The following is a 5,762-nucleotide window of genomic DNA, read 5'->3' as shown; positions in this document are numbered from 1 at the left end:
GCTGTCCTGTCGCATTGAAGCTGTCGGATTCTCACTGCTTCTCGTTCGCGGTGTCGGATTCTCATTTCGTCGCGTGCTGAGCGGAGACGTTTGCCCCGTACGTGGGGTTTGATCTCATTTTCCTGGTCTGGTTCTCGCTGTACCTGTCACGGTCGTTTCGGCAGGTATGCGGAGCCGGGGGTGGCGATGGATCTGGGTCTGGTCGATATCGAGTGGGCTGACGGTGAAGGTGGCGGGCTGCGGAAGTCCGTGCTGGAGGCGGTGTCCCGGGTTCGGTTCGAGTTGGTGCTCCCGGTGCGGCGGTTCACGTCGTACCGCGGGCAGCGGCACTTCACGGGCTGGTACTGGGCGGCGACGACTGAGTCGCTGGTGGGGTTCGAGTCGTGGTTGGAGCGGGACCGGGCCATGCTCCTGGATCATGACCGGCGGGTGGTGGGGCTGGCCTCGCAGCCGTTCCGGGTGACGTGGCAGGGGGAGAAGCGTCGGATCTCTCATACGCCGGACTACTTCGCACGGCTGGAGGACGGCTCGGGCCTGGTGATCGATGTCCGGTCGGCGGACCGGGTCGGCCCGGAGGACGCGGTGAAGTTCTCGGCGACCGAGGCGATGTGCCAGGAGATGGGCGGCTGGTCTTTCGCCCTGGTGCACGAGCCCGATCCGGTGGAGATGGCTAACGTCCGCTGGTTGTCGGGATACCGGCATCCACGCAACCGGGTCGGCGTCGTCGCGAAGCGTCTCATGGACGCGTTCGGCGACCCGCGGTTGCTGATGGACGGCGTCGAAGCAGTGGGGGATCCGTTGTCCGTCTTCCCGACGCTTTACCACCTGCTGTGGTGCGGTGACCTGTGTCTTGACTTGTCGGTGCCGTTGGGAGACGGCTCCGTGATCGGCCATGCGGAGGTGGGTCATGGTTGAACTGGCACCGCGCGGGGTTCTTCGGGTCGGGGACCGGATCCGGTTCGAGGGCCACAACCAGCAGATCATCGGCCTGGATGGGACGACCTTGCGGCTGCTCAGCGATGAGGGCAACGCCATTGTCATGGCTGCTGGCTACGTGATGGCGGCCGCCGATTTCGAGGTGCTGGACCGTGGGCCGGAGGCGGTCTCGGAACGTGTCCTGCCGCCGTTCGCGTTGGTGGACGCGTTGCCGCCACCGGCCGTCGAGCAGGCACGGTTCTGGGAACAGCACGTGGTGGAAGTGATCACCGGGCTGCCTCTGGACGCTCCGGAGGGTGCGTCTCCTGGGCCCGAGTACGACCCGGCCTGGCGGACGCTGATGGAGCGCGAAGCCGCGAAGGTCGCCGAGCTGGCGGCCGGCGGGCAGCAGATGAGCAAGCGGACCTTTCTGCGGATGCGGCAGCGCTACGAGGCCGAGGGGTTGTGGGGGTTGGTGGACGGCCGGTCCCGCAAACCACCGGCCCCGGTCCCCGGCACGGGAAGGACGGACGAGCGGGTCGTCGAGGCGGTCACCGAGGCACTGGCCGGGCAGACGGACCTTTCGACAGGCGACCGCAAGCGGCTCATGCTGCGGGCCGAGCAGATCCTCGCCGCGAAGCACGGGGAGGAAGCGGTGAAGCTCCTGCCGACGCGGGCTACTTTCTACCGGCTGGTGAACAGCCTCGCCAGGAACAACGAGTCCTTCGGGTCGGCCACGGTCCGCCGCCAGCGGGCTCTTCGACCCGTGGGGCCGTTCACCCCGTCCATGGCCGCCCGCCCCGGGGAGATCGTGCAGATCGACTCCACGCGGCTGGACGTGATGGCGGTGCTGGACGACGGAGTCGTGGCCCGCCCGGAACTGACGATCGCGGTCGATGTCACGACGCGCACGATCTGCGCGGCCCTGCTCAGGCCCGCGGGAACAAAGGGCGTGGACGCCGCGGTGCTGCTGGCGAGGATGCTGGTTCCCGAGCCGATGCGGCCGGGCTGGAGCCAGACCCTGGCGATGTCGGACTCGATCCTGCCGCACCAGCGGCTCATGGCGGTGGACGCACGGTTGGAGAAGTCCGCGGCCAAGCCGGTCATCGTCCCGGACACCATCGTGATCGACCACGGCAAGGTGTTCGTCTCCGACACGTTCACCTCCGCCTGCTCGCTGCTGGGGATCTCCTTGCAGCTCGCGAGGCCCAGGACCCCGACGGACAAGGCGATCGTGGAGCGGACTTTCGCTTCGATCAACTCGCTGTTCTGCCAGTACGTCGCGGGCTACACCGGCTCCGATGTCACCCGTCGCGGAAGCGATCCGGCCTCTGAGGCGGTCTGGACCCTCGCTCAGCTCCAGGACCTCCTGGACGAGTGGATCATCTGCTGGCAGCAGCGTCCGCACGAGGGCCTGCGCAATCCCTATATGGCGGGGCGGACGCTGTCGCCGAACGAGTCGTACGCCATCGCCGTCGCCCGCGCCGGGTATTTGCCCGTTGCTCTGTCTGCGGAGGACTACATCGAACTGCTACCCGCGGTCTGGAGAGCCGTCAACGACTACGGCATCAAGGTCAACTACCGCACCTACGACAGCCCCGAGCTCAACCGACTACGAAGGCAGCCGTCCGGGGTGGCGGGCAAGCAGGATCTCTGGGAGATCCACTACGACCCCTACGACGTCTCCCGCGTCTGGGTACGGCGAAGCGACAGCCGCCGCTGGATCGAAGCCCCGTGGACCCATATGCCCATGGTCCGGGCCCCATTCGCCGACTTCACCTGGCGTCACGCACGCCAGCTCCTCGCCGACCAGGGCCGCGACGACACCAGCGAGACCGCCATCGCCCAGGTTCTGGCCAAGCTTCTGCGCAGGTCGGGGAAGCCGCCGGCCGGATTGGAGCAGGTCATGGCCCGCACTCGGGCCGTCCTTGAGGCCGCCGCACGGCCCGCACTCCCACCCGCCCGGTCCGCCGATGAGGACGACAGTGAGAACGAGGGGCCACAGGAGGCGCCGGTCGCCCCGTTCGGCGTCTTCAACCCCCTGGAAGAGGAGGGAAACCCGCTTTGGTGACTCCGCCCGACGCCCATGATGATGAGCACAACCCGCTGACCACCAAGGACGGCTGGAAGCAGTTCGTCGACGACGCGCCGGTCTGCCCGACCATGCTCTCGCTGCGGGCCTTCATGGCTCTGACCGAGGAGAAACGGCTCGCTTACAACGAGCCCCGGCTGGACTACCACTCCCGGCTCGTGATCGTGGGCACCCCAACCGTCCGCAACGTGTTCACCACCGGTCGGCGCCTGGTCCTGCTCAACCGGCACCAGATCTCCGGCCGTCGTGGGCTGATTGTCACCGGCCAGGCCGGGACCGGGAAGACGACTGCCATCGCCCAGCTCGGCCGCAACCATGAGCTCCTGGTCCGTAAACGACTCGGCCCGGCCGTGGCAGGAAGACTGCCGGTCGTCTACGTCACCGTCCCGCCCCGGGCCACCCCGAAGATGCTCGCCATCGAGTTCGCCCGGTTCCTCGGCCTTCCCGTCGTCCGGCAGGAGACCCAGACCTCCATCACCAACGCCGTCTGCGACCTGCTGATCAAAATGCGCGTCGAACTCGCGCTCGTCGACGAGATCCACAACCTCAACCTCGCCACACAAGCCGGGGCAGAAGCCTCCGACCAGCTCAAATACCTGTCCGAGCGGATCCCTGCCACCTTCGTACTCGCCGGCATCGACGTCGCCGCGAGCGGCCTGTTCAGCGGGGTCCGGGGCCAGCAGATCTCCGGCCGATACACCGTCACCGACACCGAACCGTTCGCCTACGGCACCACCGCACAGCGGCAGAACTGGCGGAGCCTGATCGCCTCGCTCGAAGACGCCCTGCGACTGCACCGGCACAAGCCCGGCAGCCTGGTCAAGCTCGACGGCTATCTCCACGAACGCACCGACGGCGCGATCGGCAGCCTCTCCCAACTCGTCCGCGGCGCCGCCCTTGAGGCAATCATCAGCGGCAGCGAGGCCATCACCCGCAAGACTCTGGAGACCATCGAGGTCGACCAGACCGCCGAGGACTCCCGCCAGGAACACCGCCGCAGCCGGCGACCCCGCCGCCGGAGGCCGGATGCCGACGCAGCCTGACCGACTCCGCCGGCTGCCCGTCACTCTCGGCCCTGTCCACGACGAGACCCTCGGTTCCTATCTCCACCGCCTGGCCGTCGCCAACAACCGTCCCGCGAGCTTCCTCGCCCGCCTCCTGGGCCCGCTGCCGCCGGAGTTCTCCCCGCTCAGCAACACCACCACCGGCTGGAATTCCCACTCACCCGACCGTCTGGCCACACTCTCCGGGCGCCCGACGCCCCACCTCGCCAGGGCCCTGCCCGCGCTCGCCGAATTGCTCAGCCCACACCGTCCCGGGCAGCGAACGGAACGGATGATCAGCCGTCCCTGCCGCTGCTGCATAGCCCGCCGCAGTCCCACCGCTTCCGTGGTGATCACTCTCTCGCCCGTCCACGTCCACCTCTGCCCGCGGCATCAGCTCTGGACCCGCTCCACTCACGACATCCCGCTCGTCGCCCTGCCTGAAGTCGTTGAGGGCCAGCGTCGACTCGACCAACTCGCCCGCCGGCACCGGCAGACCGGACGAGCCCTCGACCTGGCGCGGAAAATCGTCGAGGACTGGTCCGCCTCCGGAATGCCGATCGACCTCGGGACGGAATGGACCGATCGCCTCGACCGCGTCGAAGCTCTCGCCGTCAGCAAGAAGATCTCGGCTGAGGACCGCAGTCACCTTGCGGCGTTCCCCGAGATCGTGGTGCTGACGCACCTGATCCTGGACCCGCCCACATCCGCCCCCGACCCCAAGGCGCTCTACCTGGCAACGACAGCCGAGCTGAGCCGACGATTCGCTCGGATCTACACCACCCTCGGAACCCAGGACCCCCTCTATCGGAGGTTCTGCCTCTATCGAGATCGCGACGGGCCTGTCTCGAAGTCGGGTGTGAGCTTGTGACAAGATCGCGGGATGCTGCGACTCACCGATTTCATTATCGACTGCCCGGACACGATGAAGCTGGCGGCTTTCTACTCCGAGGTGACGGGCCGTCCGATCAAGGAAGGCAGCTCCGAGGACTGGGCTGGCATCCAGTTCGGCGAGATCGAGCTGGCATTCATCCGGGTGGACGACTATCGCGCTCCGCAGTGGCCCGACAGCGAGCACCCCAAGCAGTTCCACCTCGACTTCGAAGTGGACGAGATCAAGTCCGAGCAGCGCCGCGTCCTCGACCTGGGCGCGACGGTGAGGCAGGACTTCATCGGCCCCAACGGCTACGGCTGGCAGGTCTACACCGACCCGATCGGCCACCCCTTCTGCCTGTGCCGCAACAAGGGCGTCATCTGGACCGACCAGGGCCCGATCTGGCCCAAGCGCGACTAATTAGATTCCGGTCCTGGAGAAGAGCGACATCACGATCAAGCTCACCCCCGACGAGGCCCTGGTCCTCTCGGACTGGCTGGAGCGAGTACAGATGACAGATCTCAGCCGCCTGGTCGACGATCCGGCCGCCTGGGCCCCGATCCACAAGATCGCGGGAACACTGGACAAAGCGCTCCCTGGAATCTTCGCCGCCGACTACGCCGAACGTCTGGAAGCGGCCCGGCAGCGTCTCCGGACGGCCACGGGCAGCCTTGCCGAAGAGCGAGACGGCTGAGCTGCCCTTGCCCACCACCAGCGCGCTTCCCTGAAAGCCATGTCGTTTGAGAACACCGGCCCGCGGCGTTCTCAAACGACATGGCAACCCAGCAGGTCAGCGGCCCACGATCTGTCAGCTGCACTACGACAGGACACCGGGCTG

Annotated in this window: 6 protein-coding genes; all 6 read left to right on the top strand. The window is 67.3% G+C overall.

All coding sequences use genetic code 11. The features are described 5' to 3' along the window. The first annotated feature begins 186 nt into the window (after positions 1-186). Positions 187-915: a TnsA-like heteromeric transposase endonuclease subunit gene (locus QMK24_RS40510; protein ID WP_283471921.1), complete on the top strand. Its 729-nt coding sequence runs from the start codon at positions 187-189 to the stop codon at positions 913-915. Further along, positions 908-2,986: a TnsB C-terminal domain-containing protein gene (locus tag QMK24_RS40505; protein WP_283471917.1), complete on the top strand. Its 2,079-nt coding sequence runs from the start codon at positions 908-910 to the stop codon at positions 2,984-2,986. Before QMK24_RS40510 ends, QMK24_RS40505 begins: the two co-directional genes overlap by 8 nt. Then, positions 2,983-4,050, top strand: coding sequence for an AAA family ATPase (locus QMK24_RS40500; protein ID WP_283471920.1), 1,068 nt, complete (start codon positions 2,983-2,985; stop codon positions 4,048-4,050). The genes QMK24_RS40505 and QMK24_RS40500 overlap by 4 nt, the downstream gene beginning before the upstream one ends. Next, complete coding sequence (locus QMK24_RS40495; protein WP_283471916.1) at positions 4,034-4,921, top strand: TniQ family protein; 888 nt, start codon at positions 4,034-4,036, stop codon at positions 4,919-4,921. Before QMK24_RS40500 ends, QMK24_RS40495 begins: the two co-directional genes overlap by 17 nt. Positions 4,922-4,933: 12 nt before the next feature. Further along, positions 4,934-5,344, top strand: a complete 411-nt coding sequence (locus tag QMK24_RS40490; protein ID WP_283471915.1) for a VOC family protein — start codon at positions 4,934-4,936, stop codon at positions 5,342-5,344. Between the two features lie 91 nt (positions 5,345-5,435). Further along, on the top strand, positions 5,436-5,618 hold the full coding sequence (locus QMK24_RS40485; protein WP_502962719.1) for a hypothetical protein: 183 nt from the start codon (positions 5,436-5,438) through the stop codon (positions 5,616-5,618). Positions 5,619-5,762: the final 144 nt, after the last annotated feature.

Source organism: Streptomyces sp. PH10-H1 (genome assembly GCF_030063355.1).
GTDB lineage: Bacteria > Actinomycetota > Actinomycetes > Streptomycetales > Streptomycetaceae > Actinacidiphila.
The sequence above is the reverse complement of the archived record's forward strand: the minus strand, read 5'-3'. Positions and strand labels throughout refer to the sequence as shown.